The organism is Oleiphilus messinensis (assembly GCF_002162375.1).
Taxonomy (GTDB): domain Bacteria; phylum Pseudomonadota; class Gammaproteobacteria; order Pseudomonadales; family Oleiphilaceae; genus Oleiphilus; species Oleiphilus messinensis.
In genome coordinates this window covers 4,431,032-4,448,438 of the sequence record NZ_CP021425.1, presented here as the reverse complement: position 1 = coordinate 4,448,438, position 17,407 = coordinate 4,431,032, and the positions used below count along the sequence as shown (strand labels likewise).

The following is a 17,407-nucleotide window of genomic DNA, read 5'->3' as shown; positions in this document are numbered from 1 at the left end:
ACCGCACGCCCCTACCTTTGGATGACTGAACATGCCGCAGACCGGGAGCAAGCCCATACCAAACACAATACCAAGGAATTCCCGGTCAATCTGTCAGCGGCGTTGGCTAAACGTTGTTCAATCCGGCCATATGGAACGCTCGCTGCTTGTGGGCCTTGGATTGATTCTGATTCTGCTCTTGGTGTTGTGGGGGCACGCCTATTACAAAACCGTTCAAGAATACGATAATCAGATCCATGCTGAACTAAATGACCGTTTAGCCATTTTGGAGAGCTCCCTTGATGGGCTCAAGCGAGACATTTTTTTCCTGTCAACCGTTCCACCGATTCAAGGTATTCAGCGTGCCGTTCAAGGTCATGGCTATGATAGCGAGGGCAAGAGTACGTTGGTTCAGTGGAAGTCTCGCCTTCAGGAAATTTTCCGTAATTATATTCAGGCCCATCCCAATGTCTTTCAGGTTCGCTACATCGGTGTAGAGTCGAAGGGGCGTGAACTGGTGAGGGTTGAGCGTCGGGGTGGATCCATTTTGGCGATTGCGGAGGCGAACCTGCAGGAGAAAGGACAACGGCCCTATTTTCAAAGTGCGATCAACCTGAATCAGGAGGAGGTGTATATTTCGGAGGTGAACTTGAATCGGGAGCTGGGCGCAGTCGAAGTACCTCATAAGCCAACCATCCGGATTGCGACACCAATTTACAATGTTGAAGGCCAGGTTGTTGGTGTTGTGGTAATCAATTATCTGGCGTCAGATTTGCTTCTTTCCTTAAGTGCAGATCTTCCGGAACGATGGCAGTTCTATTTGCTGAATTCTGCAGGTGACTTCCTTGTCCATCCGAATAGACCCGGATTTGCATTCGAAGTGAAAAAGCCCGAGCGCTGGGAGGATGAGTTTTTTCTGGGCGACAGCGTTTTCAGGTCACCGTTGATTAATGTTACAACGTTGAATAATGATCGATTCTGGATGGGGATTGAGCAATGGGTGATTCCACCGGGTTACCCCCGTCGAACATTGACATTGTCGATTGTGGTTCCGAGTGATGTGCCCATCTGGTCCAGCCTATTGACGTTCTTGAATAACGCACTCGTGTTATTGGTCATTTTTACCATATCTTATTTGTTCCAGAAAAACGTTCGTCAGGCGCAAAGCTCGAGGGTAGAACAGGCCCGCTTGGCGGCGATTGTACAAAGCAGCACGGATGCAATTCTAGGTCTTGATGCTGCCGGAAAGATTGCCCAGTGGAATCCCCGGGCGGAAGAATTGTTGGACATTCAATATATCATCAAGAAGGGCGTTTCCCACTTGTTTATTGATGAAAACTCGCAGGCTGCATTTGCCAATGGGATTGCCCAGGCAAAAGATGGAACCCCGGTGGCGGATATGCGCTGTGAACTGCGCAACCGCGAGCAAGTGAGTGCCGCAGTGGTTCTGTCTATAAACCCGATTTTTGACAGTTCTTCTACACTTGTCGGCCTGGCCATTACCATCCGGGATATCTCTCAGCAGTTAAGTGCTGAACGCCAGGTTCGGGAGTTGAATTGTAGCCTTGAACAGCAGGTGGAAGCCCGCACTCATGAGTTACGGCAGGTATCAACCTTACAAGCTGCGATATTGAATTCAGCAGGAATGGCCATCATTGCAACCGATTCTCAAGGTACGATTACCTTGTTTAATCCGACTGCAGAGAAAATGCTGGGCTATGAGGCCGCTGAATTACTCCACAAGAAAACGCCGGCGTTATTCCATCTGGAGGCGGAAGTTGCTGCCCGCGCTCAGGAATTTTCCCGGGAGCTGGGGGTTCCGCTTTCACCGGGGTTCGAGGTATTCGTGATTAAAACTAAAATGGATCGCGAAAATACCCATGAATGGAGCTATGTCCGTAAAGATGGCAGTGTTTTCCAGGTCAATCTTACGGTTACCGCCCTGAAAGACCAACAGCGAAGAGTGGTCGGGTATCTCGGTGTGGCCCTGGATATCAGTAGTCAAGTTCTGGATCGTCGTAATCTGACTTCGGTTCGTGATCATCTGTTAAAAGCTGCCGAAGTGGCACAACTGGGCATTTGGTCCTGGAATCTTGAGACCGATGAACTGATCTGGAATGAGCAGATGCTCCTGATTTATCAGGTGCCGTCGGAAGTGCGTAAAACTCGCCTTTACTACAATTACTGGTTGCAGCGAGTTCATCCAGAGGATGTGGACAAGACGGTTGAGAAGTTGAATCAAGCCCTGGCAGGAACCGGCAATTATGATCCGGTCTTCCGGATCTCTCGGCCCAATGGTGAAATCCGGTATGTTAAGGCCGCTGCAGTTGTGGAGCGAAATGAGCAGGGTGATCCGGTGATGGTTTTGGGTATTAACCAGGATATCACCGAACAGCGGCAGTATGAGGCAGAATTGAAGCAGGCTCGTGAACTGGCGGATAAAGCAAATCGATCAAAATCTGAATTTTTGGCCAATATGAGCCATGAAATCAGAACCCCAATGAATGCTGTAATCGGAATGCTGCAACTCGCCGAGCGGACACGTCTTGATCCGCAGCAGGCAGATTACATCAAAAAAGCGGGCTCGGCCGCACGATCATTGCTCAGCATTATTAACGATATCCTCGATTTTTCAAAAATCGAAGCCGGCAAATTAACTCTCGATCCCCAGGCCAATGAGCTGGATGAAATACTTCGGGATATCAGTGTGATTGTCTCCAGCAATATCGGTAACAAAGATATTGAAGTCCTTTTTGATATCCAGAATGTTGTACCAGCCTGGGTGAGATTGGATGGTATGCGCTTGAAGCAGGTTTTGATTAACCTGACCGGTAATGCGGTTAAATTTACCGAAGAGGGTGAAGTCATCATTGGGGTCAAACTGGTTTCGCGCAATGCCGATGATGTTGTCTTGCAGTTTGAAGTACGCGATACCGGTATCGGTATCGCCGAGGATAAACTGGCCCGTATTTTTGAAGGATTTGCTCAAGCTGAAGCATCGACTGCGCGGCAGTTCGGTGGAACCGGATTGGGACTGGCGATCAGTAAACGGCTGGTCGAAATGATGGGGGGCAAGATCACTGTAGAGAGTGAGCTGCATAGAGGCAGCACGTTTATGTTTACCTTGCCCTGTGTGGCAGTGGATGGCCCGGATCATCGTGCGCCGGTTAGCGTTCCGGTTGATATTCGGGCATTGATTGTCGACGACAATAGTGCAGCGCGAGAGATCATGAGCAGTATCGTAGAATCTTTTGGTTGGTCTTTTGAAGCGGCCGAATCGGGGGAGCAGGCCTTACAGATATTGGTTGAGGCCGCTGGTGATGATGAATCATTCGATATTGTCTTGATGGACTGGAGTATGCCTGGTCTTGATGGTTGGGAAACCAGTGAGGCAATTCGTAATCAGGTACCGGCAGCCAGGCTGCCAATGATTGTCATGGTGACGGCTCATGGGCGAGAGGCAATGGAGCATCGTAACCAGAATTTACCGAATGTGATTGATGATTTCCTGGTTAAGCCCCTGACCGCATCAATGGTTCTGGATTCAGTTGCTGATGCGCTGGTATTCAAAAACAAGACAAGGGGTGAAGGAAAAAGCGGTAACCACCATGGTAACACTGAATCCCTTGAGTCCCATACAGAGCTCGTTACTGACTTGCCGATTCGTGCTGCTGCCGATTGCAGGCTGCAAAGCGTGCGTATCCTTCTGGTTGAAGATAACCTTACTAATCAACAAGTGGCAAGCGAACTGCTGCAGAGTGAGGGGGCCTCTGTCGATGTAGCAGTAGACGGTGCTGTTGCCGTTGAAAAGCTGCGTGGGCCGGATGCTGAGTATGACCTGGTACTCATGGATGTGCAAATGCCGGGAATGGATGGATACACGGCAACCCGGCATATTCGAAATGAACTCAAGTTGAACGCGTTGCCTATTGTGGCGATGACAGCAAATGCTTTGCCTTCTGACCGGAAAGCGGCGCTGGACTCCGGAATGAATGACCACATTGGTAAACCTTTTGACCTGGATCAGCTTGTGGCCGTTATCGGCTATTACGTTGAATTGGGCGGGCCTACGGTCAATCAGGAAATGCCCAAAAATGAAGTGGCAGACCCGGAAGGTGACTACCAATTGCTGTCGGTACTCAATAAATCAGGCGCTTTGGGCCGAATGGCTGGTAACGAACGAATTTATCAACGGGCCGTCGTTGCCTTTTTGAAGGAAGTTGAACGAATTCGGGATGGGCTAGAACAGCAAGCGGCGATGGAAAGGGAGCAAGCCGAAATTATTGTGCACAGTTTGAAAGGCATGTCCGCCGCTATTGGTGGAGAGCGGGTGAGTGCCATTGCTCTGTCACTGGAAGAGAAGTTGAAAACAATGCCTCTTGATGCCGCTGAGTTGACTACACTGAAACAGACTTTGCTGGATGAGTTGGCTGTGCTTTGTGATCTCTTGCAAGCGCCTTTAGCGGCGGATTCATCCCATCAGGAAATGTCCTAGTACCTGTTTTGCTCCATCGTTCCAGATATACCAATTGACCAATTCAGCCATCGTTCAAGGGAGGTAATATGGCGAATGTTAAAGCCGCTTTGTCATTTCTTATTTTGATTGCATTTTGTCCGGGTGCACAGGCCAGTTCTGCCGCTGGTTTTCCCGAAGGCGTAAGCCCCAGTGATGTTTATGCCTCTGTAGACACATCCAACAGTATTCTGGACCTTATGCTGGTTGAGAAAAAGATAGCGGTACCGGAATTACTGCAAGCTCAGGAAACGCAGGTAGAACCGATGCATGTCTATCAGTTACACATAGCGATTCTCGACAGACTTTATGAAACGTTACGCGCCACAGGCTTGAGGCCTCCTCCGAAAGTTTCTACATCATCGATTAATTATGTTCCTGCAGATGTAATCATTCTGTCAAACATGGTTCAGGAGCACATTCGTAAGTGGGGGGAACATATAAATTCAACCCCGATCGTGCCGGAGTATGTTTATGTCAATAAAACGCCGACTGATGTATTTCGTTTGTTGTTTACCGTTTACCAAAAGGTGATGTTGTTGTCGGGGTTTGACAAGATCACCCCGAATGAGGTGTACGAGGCGATTTCAATTGCCCGTAAAGATCTACAGACGACACTGGCTGAATATTCGAAACTGTTACCGGATTCACGGCAGCGAGACAAACGACTTTTGCTCACGGCAATCTATGGCACGCATCCAGATGGCTCAGTATTGCCGGAGAAAGTAGAAGGTAAAAAGCCGAGTGACGTCTATGGCAAGTTATTGGATGTGCGTCGAAAAATGAATGATATACGCCGGAGCTTTGATTTGGAGCCAATACCGGCTCCCAAGCTTATTGCGCAAGTGGTTCAGCCTGGAGATGTGCTGTTACAAAGCTATATTGTCTCCGCTGAACTGGCATTAATGAAAGGAACCCTGAATACGTTGAATTCGCCGCAAAAAGGTAAACGTGTACAGGGTAAGACGCCAAGTGATGTTTACCAGGCGGCTATACACCTGGAATACATGTTGGACCGATTAAGTGGGATATTGGAGGGATAATTGTGGCGATAAACCTGACTTTGAAAAAGATGTTGTTTGGTGCTTTCGCTCTGGTCATTTTGTTGACCATCGTCGCCAATTTGATTATCACCAGCACGGTGTCAGAGGGTCATGGGTCTGCGGAGCGTGAGAAGACCGCACTGGCAAAAATGGAAGTCGCAAATCGCATTGTTCACGATTTTGATCGAATGCGGTTTGAATTAACAAACTTTGCGATAGGTATGACCGATCAGGCGGAACAGGCTGCACAGGAATACGGTCGCAAGATTCGGCAAGATCTGGACCAGCTCGCGGATCTTGGCGTGGAAACGGAGATTAATGAGCCACTGATTGACCAGTACTATCAGGCCAAACAACGTGCTATAGGGCACTATATTAATGATAACCGACTTCTCGGTAATCAAATGAACGCCGAGGCTGCTCGACTGGCCAAAGAGATTCAGACTTATACGGATGAGCTGAACAGTGAATTAACCCGGGATGCAGAGAATGCTGCCGAGATCGTTGAGCGCAGTTTCATTCAGGTTGAGCGTGTTCTACTCATTATGGTTGTTGCCGTAGTCGGTGTTTCGATGTTACTGGGCTACCTGATTATTCGTTACACCGGCCAGAGGCTGGGGGGAGAGCTATCTGAAATTCAGCATATAGCCGAAGCGATTTCCCGCAACAGACTTGATCTGGATCTTCGGGAAGCCGGTGAGAGTGTCGGAATCTATGCGGCTATGGTTACCATGCGCGATAACCTTCGAACTCGCATGGCCCGTGAAGCCGAGCAGCTGAAAGAGACGAATAAAATCAAACAGGCACTGGATATCTGCGCCACTAACGTGATGATGGCGGACGCAGACTTTAATATTGTCTACATGAACAATGCCGTTAAAAAAATGTTCAAGGCAGCTGAACCTGCTTTGCAATCGGAACTCAAGCACTTCAATGCCGATAATTTAATGGGGCAGTGTGTCGATATCTTCCATAAAAACAAGCAACACCAACGACAGCTGATAGCAGGATTAACGGATGTTTACCGTGGTCAGATCAAGGTGGGTGGGCGCACATTCAACCTGATTGCAACCCCGGTAGTTGATGAATCGGGGGAGCGATTAGGCACGGTCGTGGAGTGGGAAGACGTTACTGACGAATTGGCTCGTCAGGAACAGGAGCAAATGAAGGCCTCCGAAAATGAGCGTATTCGGCAAGCGTTGGATAATGTCAGTGCGAATGTGATGGTGGCGGATGCAGACCGTAATATTATCTATATGAACGATGCTGTGCGAGAGACCTTGACAGATGCCGAGGCGGATATTCAAAAAGCATTGCCCAACTTCGCAGTGAACAAATTGATTGGTGGCAGTATTGACCAGTTTCATGTCAACCCGAGTCATCAGGTACAGATCCTGAACAGTCTGAAAGCCCCTCATGCGGCATCGATTGTCGTCGGCGGTCGCCACATGGATCTCAATATCAGCCCGGTGATAGGTGATGATAATGAGCGATTAGGCTCGGTCGTAGAATGGAAAGACCGTACCCATGAAGTTTCGATTGAGCGTGAAGTGGACGAGATTATTGCTGCAGCCAGTAAGGGGGACTTGAGTAAGCGCATCGCACTGCAGGGCAAAGCTGGATTTTTTGCCAAACTGAGTGAGGGGATAAACGCCTTAATTGATACCTCGGAGCGGATTCTTTCTGACGTGGGCGCAACCTTCGCCGCGATGTCTCAGGGTAATCTGACCCAGACGATAAATCGTGACTACTCAGGCGAGTTTGATAAGATCAAGCAGGATGCCAACAAAACCTTGAATCAAGTGAATGAGGTAATCTCCCAGATCAGTCAGGCGGCGGCAACGGTCAGTACTGCAGCGGATGAAATTGCCCGTGGCAATGCTGATTTGAGTGAACGCACCGAGCGGCAGGCCTCCGCTTTGGAAGAAACGGCTTCCAGCATGGAAGAGATGACCAGTACCGTTAAACAAAGTTCCGAAAATGCCAATGCGGCGAATCAGCTGGCCAACAATGCGCGAGAGAAAGCGCAAATGGGTGGAGAGGTCGTCAAGCAGGCCGTGGTGGCGATGAATGACATCTTGAAAGCGAGCCGTCAGATTAACGATATTATAGCGGTAATTGATGAAATCGCCTTTCAGACCAATCTTCTGGCATTGAACGCAGCTGTTGAGGCTGCCCGGGCCGGGGAGCAGGGGCGAGGGTTTGCCGTTGTTGCCGGCGAGGTGCGTAACTTATCCAAACGGTCTGCTGATGCGGCACGCAAAATCAAGGAACTGATCAAGGACAGCATGTCCAAAGTCGAAGTGGGTTCGGATTTGGTAAACCAGTCGGGGGAGACGTTAACCAGTATTGTCAGCGCTGTGGAGAGAGTGGCCAAAACCGTTGCGGATATCGATCATTCTGCTTCCGAACAAACGGATGGTATTACTCAGATCAATCAAGCCATCGCCCAGATGGATGAAAATACCCAGCAAAATGCGGCCATGGTTGAAGAAAGCACTTCCGCGAGCCAGGCAATGAAAGAGCAGGCTACACATATGACCAAGCTGGTATCTTTTTTTAGTCTCTCTCAGGCCTCATTGGGGCCAGGCAGTGAAGGCGGTAGCAGAGGCGTATTGGCACAGGACGCGGGATATCAAACGAGCGCTTCTGTGAGTTATCGGAATACCACAAAAGCCCCAGCTGCAATCCCGTCGGAATGGGATGATGAGTGGGATGAGTTCTAGTCACTCAAGTACTCTTGTTTTTGGCAAATGCATCTCAAAGAGGATCAAGAGGGGGGCGCTTAATGCCCCCCTTGATCAAACGCTCAAGATTGGTTGAAATGGCTTGTTAAAATTAAATTAATTGCATTTCTGTTGGAAATTTCATAAATTCGTCCCACATTTTGTATAGAATGTCAGCTTTGTCACCCGACCAGTACTGCATAAGTACGTACTCTGCATAAGTCCGTACTCTGCATAGTGCTGAACCGGTGCCAGTGCTGCACAAGCTGATGTGCGATGGAGTGCCAAGCGAAATAATTCCAGTCTTTGCGGGTTGCCATTTCTCTGCAGGCTGCCTTGGTCGGCTACTGTGCATTTAATACTCCTCTTTGATTTTCGCCGGCTTCTACTCACGCCATGACGATTACACTGATCTAATACCGAGAGCAATGAAAAAATACCTCTTTTCTGCGATAGCAATTTTATCTTCCCTGTATGTTGAAGTCGCTACGGCGAGCATTCTACCTGTGTTCCGTAATCCGGATGGCCATACTAACTGGCAATATGTTGCCAATACGGCCAGTAGTTTGCTCATCACACTCTTATCCATTACGGCCATCACGCTTTTTTTCAGTCGTCGTGAAACCCGTCGTTCCAATGCCGAGTTGAACGAGATCAAGCGGGAGCTGGAATTGCGCGTAAAAGAGCGAACTGCAACACTGGATGAGTCTAACCGCCTTTTGAAAGAGACCAACCAATTGTTGGAAGGCGAAGTCGCCAAACATCGGCAAACTTCCGAGCGTCTCGCTATCTCTGAAACCTATATGAAAAATGTGCTGGATTCGATGCCGCTCATGCTCATTGGTCTGGATAAAGACGGCAATGTTACTCAATGGAACAAAAAGGCGCGTGAGATCGCAGGTAGTCTTGCCGAAGAAGCGATGGGCAAAAACCTTTGGGACATTTACCCGATAATCTCGGTGAGTTATGAACAGGTCTGTGAAGCGTTGGAGAATAACAGCATCCTGACCATGCGCCACAGTCAGCGCGGGCAGTACCATTACGAGATTACGATCTATCCGTTACAGGGACAAATCGAGACTGGCGCGGTTATTCTGGTAGACGATGTGACCCATCAGGTTCTCTCCGAAAACAAACTGATTCAGCGGGATAAAATGTCCTCTATGGGGGAGTTGGCATCCAGTATGGCTCACGACATTAACAATCCATTGCAGTTGATGAGTCGGGATATCGAGGAGGCACAACAGGAATTGTCTGCATCGGGTCAGTTGGCTGAACCCTATGTTACAAAAGTTCAGCATGTATTGAACGATGCCCATGAGAACTTGCGGCACGCCGGTGCGATTGTCACAAACCTGCTTGAGTTCGCCAAACACAATGATGATTTGAAGCAAGCCAGCAGTTTGCCGGATGTCATGGATCACACGATAGAACTGGCAGAAAACATACTGTCGACACCTACCGGGTTGAAGTTTACCGATGTAATTATCGAGCGTGATTACGAACAGGGCTTGCCGTTGATACCATGCTATGTGTCTGAACTTCAGCAAGTCTTTTTGAGCCTGTTCCGCCATTCCCTGTATGCTTTGTCCCAGAGAGCACCCAGGGCAGCAGGAGAAGAGCGGGGTGATGTGGCTTATCGCATCAAAGTGCAAATTCAGAAGTTTTATGACGCCATGTGGATTAAAATTTCCCATAATGGTTTGGGGTTGTCGAGTGAAGAACAGCAGGAAATTTTTGAGCCGTTTTTCAATAACGACCAGGATAGGAGTGATGATGCCGGTAAACGTTTGTCATTTTCTCATTTCATTATCACAGAGCACCATCAAGGTCAGATGGCTGTCACTTCAGACGTTGATGTGGGCAGTACTTTCCACATGCAGCTTCAGTTGAAATAACGGATAACAAACATACGTACAAAAAAACGGGCAATTGCCCGTTTTTTTGTGTGCCGCTGCTTCTGTTGTTAAAGCTGTTGGTCTCCCAGTATTCTGACTTCGCGCTGGGGAAACGGTATCTCGATTTTATTTTCCTGTAGTGCTTTGAATATCGCCAGATTGATTGTGTACTGAACTTTGTAGTATTGCTGCGTGGGAATCCAGTACCGTAATCCGATATTGATTGATGAGTCCCCGAATGCTTCAATTCCCACTTGTGGGTCTGGCGTTTTCACCACTTCCGGCTGCTGTGCGAGCAGTTCCTTGATAATATTGATCACCTGCTCAGGGTCGCTGGAGTAGGCTACGCCCACGGAAGATTCAACCACTTTCGCAGTGAAAGAGTTGGTCAGCACTTCACCGACCACTTTCTTGTTGGGAATAATGATGTGTTCACCATCTTCGGTTTCAAGGGTGGTATTGGCCAATTTTATTTCGTGCACGACACCGTAATATTCGTGAACCTTGATGGTATCACCCACTCGGAAAAGTCGCGTCAGAATAATACTGATACCGGCACCATAGTTCGAGACCGGTCCCTGCAATGCAATACTGGCGCCGAACGCCACTGCACCAATCGCTGCCACAAATGGCGCGACACTGATACCGAATTTGCCAAGGGCAATGACAATAAAAATAACGAGAACAATAATCTTGGCGACGTTGGCCAGGAAGTGGGCCAGCGTGACATCAACATTACGCCGCTTGAAAAAGGCCAGCAACAGTCGTGAAATCCACCGGGATACAATCATACCGGCGATGAGGATTATAAATGCTCCAATTACCTGGAAGCTGTAATTGACGAAAAAATTGATCAGTAAATCGTAAATTTTTTCGATATTCTGCAGTTCTTGTTCAATCATGAGCGCACTCAATTCCCTAAAACGTCCGAAAAAGTAAGCATAATGGCCGCGTGTCGGGAAATCCAGTACACAAGAGGGATCTATTGTGTAGGGGGCTGAAAAGTGGGCCGGGACAATAGCCCCGGCCAAGTTATGGCGCTGATACGCTCTGTTTTGATTTGTATTTTAAGTTGTTATTGATTTGTGTCGTGCTTCTTCGTCTGGAGACGCGTTATCCCGTGCTCCATACGTTTCTTCGACCCAGTTAGGCCCTTTGTACAGAATCCGCCAGTCGCGATAGCGGGCGACATCTTTCACCATGCAAATGAATTCATCAACGCACAGGCGGACAGGGTTGAGTGTGTTCGGTTGTCTCAAGGTTAATCCATAGCGAATATCACCGGCGTCTTTTTCATCTACAAAAGTGCCAAACAGTTTGTCCCAAATAATCAGAACACCACCGAAATTAGTATCGATCTGTGCCGGATTGCTACCATGGTGAACACGGTGATGGGACGGCGTATTGAACACTTTTTCGAACCAGCCGAGTTTGTTGACGGTTTCCGTGTGGATGAAGAACTGATAAGCCAGGTTTAATTCGATCGCAATAATTGCCCAGTTCTTGTCAAAGCCGATAAACGCGATAGGCAACCACCAGATCAACCAGCCAAAGTTCAGGTCATACAAAAAGTTCTGGCGCAGCGCCGTTGAAAAGTTCATCCGGGTGGATGAGTGGTGGGTGACATGCCCTGTCCAAAGCCAGCGGACCGTATGCATGGTGCGGTGGTACCAGTAAAAGACAAAATCAACCGCAAAGAAAATGAGCAGAACGCTCCAGAGGCCATCATCAGGCACATACTGAAAGCCCCATTGATAGACGACATCATAAAGCGCTGTGATAACAACCGCGATCATAATGCCATCGGCAATTTTGTAAATGGCGCCAGTGGAAATACTGGCAATGGTTTCTCTGAAGTCGTATACCGTTTTACCGGTTTTTGCACTGTAGTTCCCTTTTTTGTGCCAATACCAGGCTTCAGCAATGATGATACCGACAAAAAGCATCCCGAAGGTTAGTATAAAGCCGATAGCATGTAGCAAATCTGTCACAATAATATCCTCAGCAAATCGGAGCGTCGCCGGGTGGCTTGACAGGCTCCTGAGCATGTCATCAGTTGAAGTTGTTCAATAGTTTGTAGTGTACGGTTGAAACTGCCCGCTTGATTGACGAATTCAGTCTATAATTTGACAATCTGCGCCAAGATGTATTGTTGTAACAATTGAGTTCACCCGCGCTCTGAAATCGTTGAGTCATTGAAAGCAAAATGGACCGTTTATGCTGAATCATTTGTTCATTACCCCCGATGCCGCCCGTTTTATTGCTGCATTTATTCAGCAGCAAGGCATCCAGTTTGATGCATTACCCAAGTTGATGGAGCAATCTGAATCCGGCAAACCGCTCTCGTTTGAGCAGTGGTGGTCACTACTCGACCGTTTGAATCAGCAGCTGAACATACCCGCTTTAGGGGTCGAAATCGGCAAGCATGCCACTGTGGAGTATTTTGGCTGCCTGGGGTATTTATTTAAAACCAGCCAGACCATGGCACAAGCCATGGGTTGTTTTGAGCGTTTTCAGCGGCTGTTGTATGATGGCAATAAAGCGCATCTCGTTATTGAGGGCGAGACAACCCGTTTGGTTTGGGACGCCTATTTTGGCTACTCGAGTCAGCTTTCAGATGAGCTACTGCTGGCATCGCTGCTAACCGTTGGGCGCTCATTGTTGCAACGGTCTGATTTACTGCCGGTACGAGTTGACTTCACACAGACGGTGCAGCCCCGCGACGTGCAACGTTATCTTGATTTTTTTCAGTGCGAGGTTTTGTTTGACCAACCGAACCTGGCCATCGTATTTCCATCGACCTACTTTGCACTGCCGATACCCGGATGTGATGAGAATCTTCATCAGTTGCTGGATAACCAAGCCCGGACATTACTCCAGGCCGCTCCTGATGCGACCCAGCTCGCCTCCCGCATTCTATCCGTTTTGGTGCGTTGCCTGCAGGCAGGAGAACCGACTGCAGATGCGGTCTCCCGGGAATTGAACATGTCCACCCGCTCATTGCATCGAAAGCTGGCTGAAGAGGGGATTGTCTTCCGCGAGTTGCTGCGGGACACGCGTTTGACGTTGGCGCGACAATATTTAGCGGACCTATCGCTTTCGCTGCCCGAGATTGCATTGATGCTTGGATTTTCCGAGCAGAGCGCGTTTTCGCGGGCGTTCAAGCAATGGCAGCAGCAGTCTCCCAATCAGTATCGACGGTCATTGGGTAAAGCCGGCCACGCCATTTCGTCAGGTAAAAGTGTTTTATAGGAAATATTGATTGAGTGTACCTTCCGGATAATAGGGAATACCTATCCAAAATATATAAACAACCAATTAGCCGCAGGGACTCTTGTTTCTTACTATGAGCGGGCGTTGAAGTTAACAGCCTAATTCTTACAGGAGAAACAACATGACTCAATCAATCATCAATACCACTGTTTTACCTTTTAAAGCGACAGCATTCCAAAACGGTGAGTTTATCGATGTGAGCGACGCGGATCTAAAGGGGAAGTGGTCGGTAGTATTTTTCTATCCGGCAGACTTTACCTTCGTTTGCCCAACCGAGCTGGGCGACATGGCTGATCACTACAACCAGCTGAAAGATATGGGCGTAGAGATTTACTCCGTATCGACTGACACTCACTTTACTCACAAAGCGTGGCATGACAGTTCTGAAACCATCAAAAAGATCCAGTTCCCAATGATCGGCGATCCGACTGGTGTGATCAGCCGTAACTTCGGTGTGATGATCGAAGAAGATGGCCTTGCACTGCGTGGTACCTTCGTGATCAATCCTGAAGGCGAAATCAAGGTAGCCGAAATTCATGACCTGGGCATCGGTCGATCTGCAAAAGAGCTGGTTCGTAAAATCCAGGCGGCTCAGTACGTAGCAGAGCACGACGGTGAAGTTTGCCCTGCAGCATGGCAGCCAGGTGAAGAAACATTGGCTCCTTCTCTGGATCTGGTTGGCAAGATCTAAGCGCAGTCGAAATGAGTCAAATCGCTTTCAGGTGAATAGTCACCTGAAAGCGGATACCAGGGTCAACAGACCCTGGAGCCAGCCCTGGCCTGGGATGTGAATATTTTTGTAGAAATGGGAGATGACATGTTAGATGCCAATCTGAAGCAACAGTTACAAACCTACCTGACGAATTTGAAACATCCGGTTGAGCTGGTCAGATTTGTAGACGGTAGTAAAAAGTCCGCAGAGTTAAGTCAATTAGTTGAACAGATTGCAGCATTGTCACCACTTGTAGAGCTCGTCGAGCCAACCGGTGATGTGCAAGATGAGCGCGTACCCTCAATGTTGGTGCGGTCATCGAAAACCGGTTCGGAGATCCGCTTTGCCGGGTTACCAATGGGCCATGAGTTTACGTCGCTGGTGCTGGCCCTGCTTCACAGTGGCGGACATCCGATGAAGGTTGAAGAAGCGCTGATAGAACAGGTCAGAGCTCTGGAAGGCGAATTCAAGTTTGAAACCTATATTTCCCTGAGCTGCCAGAATTGCCCGGAAGTGGTTCAGGCCTTGAATATGATGGCGGTTATCAATCCGAATATCACGAATGTTATGATTGATGGCGCTTTGTTTCAGGATGAGGTGAACGACCGGAAGGTCATGGCGGTTCCTTCAGTGTTTCTGAATGGTGAAGTGTTTGCCCAAGGGCGGATTTCCCTCGCAGAGATTCTGAACAAGGTTGATACCGGTGCGTCGAAACGACAAGCCCAAGCCATTCAAAACAAAGCACCGTTCGATTTATTGGTCGTCGGGGGAGGACCCGCTGGTGCGTCAGCAGCGATATACGGAGCCCGTAAAGGTATTCGTACTGGCGTAATTGCTGAGCGTTTTGGTGGCCAGGTAGCGGATACAATGGGGATCGAGAACTTCATTTCGGTCAAGAAAACCGAAGGTCCTAAACTGGTCGCGAGTCTGGAAGAACATGTTCGTGAATACGAAGTCGACATCATGACGAATCAGCGTGCGTCTGCACTGAAAGGTGCACAGCAGGAAGGGGGTTATATTGAAGTCGAGCTGGAAAATGGCGCGACAGTCCAAAGCCGGTCCGTTTTGCTGGCTACCGGTGCCCGCTGGAGAGAAATGAATGTTCATGGCGAACAGGAATACCGAGGGAAAGGTGTGGCCTACTGCCCCCACTGTGACGGCCCGTTGTTTAAGGGGAAATCGGTTGCGGTAATCGGTGGCGGAAATTCAGGCATTGAAGCCGCTATAGACCTGGCGGGTATTGTTAAACATGTTACCGTACTGGAATTCAGTGACATATTGCGTGCGGATGAAGTTCTGCAACGTAAGGCGCGATCCATGGGGAATATCGACATCATCATGCAAGCACAAACCACCGAAGTGCTGGGTGACGGTGAGCGCGTAACAGGATTGCAATATACGGATCGTCAAACCGGCGAAAGTTATAACGTTGAGTTACAAGGCATCTTTGTGCAGATCGGTTTGGTACCCAATTCCGAGTTCCTTGAGGGGACGGTGGAGTTAACTGAGCGAGGTGAAATCATTGCAGGCGCACATGGCAATACGTCATTGCCGGGTGTATTTGCCGCAGGTGATGTGACCAATGTGCCTTACAAGCAGATCATTATCGCCATGGGGGCAGGCGCCAATGCTGCTTTGGGTGCATTTGACTACCTGATTCGCACGCCGGAACCTGCGGTCGCCACTGATGATGGCTCTGAGCAGAGTGCGGATAAAGCCGTCACGAGTGAAGAAACTGCCGCAGCTTGAGATTCAGCATTTTTGGCTGTGAATCCTGCGCTTTCGCGCAGGATGACTCTGGGGCGTGTTATTGCGTGAGCCGCACTTCCCGGTTTCGGCGACAATTGCGCGTAATACTGTTTACGAAGCCGAACAATGCCGGGATATGATGGGCAATAATCGGAATTCCGGACGTCAAGAGTGACACGGATATATCCCGCGCCTCATCCGCCCAACACAGCTTGTTCAATAAGCCAATATGGCCAAAGGCGTGGCGGCTGTTTTTGCCCCACATTCCTATCGGATTGCCGCCGAGCATGAGTCCGGCGCTGTAGCGCATCGGAATCATCAGGGTACGATCAAACTGCAATGTTCCGTACTCCTGCACCGCTCTGCGGATGGTGTCTTCTTTACAAATCCGCTTACCCTGCCATTCTCCACCGTTGAGCATCATTTGATAGAAACGTGAAATCTCTTCGGACGTTCCTACAAGGTTTCCTGCCGGCATTATCGAGCTGTACCATTCCGGACTGTTGACCACCTGTTCTACGGTACCGATATCAGCGCCCAATGCGCGTTTTACAACGATTGTTACCGGAAAGGTCGGGCGTGGTCCGGTGGCATAATTGGTCGCCAGTTTGTGGCGATTTGCGGCTGGCGTGCCATAGGTAAAGTAGGTCATATCCATGGGATCACGGATTTTTTTATCCAGGTATTGTTGTATGTTGATACCCGCGACTTTTTCAAGGACCCGACCCATGACAAAGCCACCGGTCAAGGCGTGGTAAGAGAGTTCATTCCCACTGGACGATAGCGGTTTGGCATCGCAGAGCAATTGCCAGACTCGGTCTTCGTCCCAAAGTGTTTCGACTGGGGTATCCGCCGCAAGGCGAGGAATACCACCTCGGTGAGAGAGAATTTGATGTATTGTGATATTGCGTTTGCCCTTGGCAGCGAATTCAGGCAAGTAGTAGCTAACCGGGTCCAACAAGTTGACCAGGCCATCTTCCACCAGCATGTGCATCAACAGGGCAGTGATGGCTTTTGAGGCCGAGAATAGACAGACCGGCATATCCGGGTTCGCCAGAATTTTCTGGGTGGCCGGTTTGTCTTTCGGCCCATTTCCTGTTTGGTGTCCAATGGAGCGATTGAACACAATTTTGCCTTGCCTGCGCATACAAAACGTAATAGCAGGCTGGGTGCCGGTTAAATACAAGTCAATTACGGATTGCCAGATCTCCTCAGCTTCGGCCGGGCTGATACCCGCTTCTTCCGGCGCGACCTCATGTTCGTGATCAATTGCGATAACTTCATTCAATGCGCCAAGTTCACTGGTATTAAGAAATTTTCTTAAAGCTGCTTTCATGCAGGGTTCCTGTTTTGTTCTGTTTATGGGCCAAGCCAGGGTGATGTACCGGGAAGCTGGCCCGAACTATTTGGTCTCAGAGTCCATCGTGGATTGTTATGCAGAATGCGGCTTCATCTTGCCCACGAAGCCCGCAACGCGGCAATCCCCCATTTAGGGATACCTGTTATCGTAAAGT

10 protein-coding genes are annotated in these 17,407 nt (G+C 49.0%); 7 read left to right on the top strand and 3 right to left on the bottom strand.

Going from position 1 to position 17,407, the window contains the following annotated elements; genetic code table 11:
* The first annotated feature begins 31 nt into the window (after positions 1–31).
* The 4 genes from OLMES_RS19320 (at position 32) to OLMES_RS19300 (ending at position 10,159) form a co-directional block, all read left to right on the top strand.
* Positions 32–4,474 (top strand): PAS domain-containing hybrid sensor histidine kinase/response regulator, encoded by a 4,443-nt coding sequence (locus tag OLMES_RS19320; RefSeq protein ID WP_087462773.1) that lies wholly within the window; start codon positions 32–34, stop codon positions 4,472–4,474.
* A gap of 68 nt (positions 4,475–4,542) precedes the next feature.
* On the top strand, positions 4,543–5,535 hold the full coding sequence (locus OLMES_RS19315; RefSeq protein ID WP_087462772.1) for a hypothetical protein: 993 nt from the start codon (positions 4,543–4,545) through the stop codon (positions 5,533–5,535).
* Between the two features lie 2 nt (positions 5,536–5,537).
* Positions 5,538–8,261, top strand: coding sequence for a methyl-accepting chemotaxis protein (locus OLMES_RS28670; protein WP_157678400.1), 2,724 nt, complete (start codon positions 5,538–5,540; stop codon positions 8,259–8,261).
* Between the two features lie 428 nt (positions 8,262–8,689).
* Entirely contained in the window at positions 8,690–10,159 is a 1,470-nt protein-coding gene (locus OLMES_RS19300) for a two-component system sensor histidine kinase NtrB (protein WP_087462770.1), read from the top strand.
* A 68-nt stretch (positions 10,160–10,227) separates the two neighbouring features.
* Here the strand turns inward: OLMES_RS19300 and OLMES_RS19295 are convergent, their stop codons facing one another.
* Both OLMES_RS19295 and OLMES_RS19290 read right to left on the bottom strand, forming a co-directional pair.
* Positions 10,228–11,061 (bottom strand): mechanosensitive ion channel family protein, encoded by an 834-nt coding sequence (locus OLMES_RS19295; RefSeq protein WP_087462769.1) that lies wholly within the window; start codon positions 11,059–11,061, stop codon positions 10,228–10,230.
* A 165-nt stretch (positions 11,062–11,226) separates the two neighbouring features.
* Positions 11,227–12,150 (bottom strand): sterol desaturase family protein, encoded by a 924-nt coding sequence (locus OLMES_RS19290; protein WP_087462768.1) that lies wholly within the window; start codon positions 12,148–12,150, stop codon positions 11,227–11,229.
* Between the two features lie 226 nt (positions 12,151–12,376).
* On the opposite strand from OLMES_RS19290, the gene OLMES_RS19285 reads away from it, so the two are divergent.
* From OLMES_RS19285 to ahpF, 3 genes are all read left to right on the top strand, one after another.
* On the top strand, positions 12,377–13,411 hold the full coding sequence (locus tag OLMES_RS19285; protein ID WP_087462767.1) for a helix-turn-helix domain-containing protein: 1,035 nt from the start codon (positions 12,377–12,379) through the stop codon (positions 13,409–13,411).
* Between the two features lie 142 nt (positions 13,412–13,553).
* Complete coding sequence (gene ahpC / locus OLMES_RS19280) at positions 13,554–14,123, top strand: alkyl hydroperoxide reductase subunit C (RefSeq protein WP_087462766.1); 570 nt, start codon at positions 13,554–13,556, stop codon at positions 14,121–14,123.
* A gap of 126 nt (positions 14,124–14,249) precedes the next feature.
* Positions 14,250–15,893 carry an alkyl hydroperoxide reductase subunit F gene (ahpF, locus tag OLMES_RS19275; protein ID WP_087462765.1) on the top strand — a complete coding sequence of 548 codons (1,644 nt, stop codon included), beginning with the start codon at positions 14,250–14,252 and terminating at the stop codon, positions 15,891–15,893.
* A gap of 58 nt (positions 15,894–15,951) precedes the next feature.
* Here the strand turns inward: ahpF and OLMES_RS19270 are convergent, their stop codons facing one another.
* Positions 15,952–17,229: a serine hydrolase domain-containing protein gene (locus tag OLMES_RS19270; protein ID WP_087462764.1), complete on the bottom strand. Its 1,278-nt coding sequence runs from the start codon at positions 17,227–17,229 to the stop codon at positions 15,952–15,954.
* Positions 17,230–17,407 lie beyond the last annotated feature (178 nt).